General features: G+C 47.3%; 1 protein-coding gene. It reads left to right on the plus strand.

The genetic code is table 11. From position 1 onward, the window contains the following. Positions 1-364, plus strand: a 364-nt coding sequence (locus tag A3756_RS05045; RefSeq protein WP_368664570.1) for a calcium-binding protein, incomplete at both ends; no start/stop codon positions are given.

Consider the following 364-nt stretch of genomic DNA (forward strand, 5'->3'; position numbering starts at 1 on the left):
ATGGCGACGAAGGGAATGACCGTCTTAATGGCGGGGAGCAGCATGACTGGCTTTACGGCGGTGAAGGTGATGATCAATTATATGGCGGCGCAGGTAATGACCAGATCCAGGGTGGAAAAGGTGATGACGTTTTATCTGGAGGCTCGGGTACAGACCGCTTAGACGGAGGCGCGGGTAATGATACCTTTATCGTGAAGCCCGGTGACGGTACGATCTATATTACTGATACCCAAGGCATCAATATCCTAGCTTTTGAGGGTGGTTTGAATGCTGGCGATATTTATACCTATGCGAGACCTTCTTCTCAAGATCCTACAAGCGACAGTTTTATTAAGATAAATTATGGCTCGAATGAAAGTGATGT

Source organism: Oleiphilus sp. HI0086 (assembly GCF_001635225.1).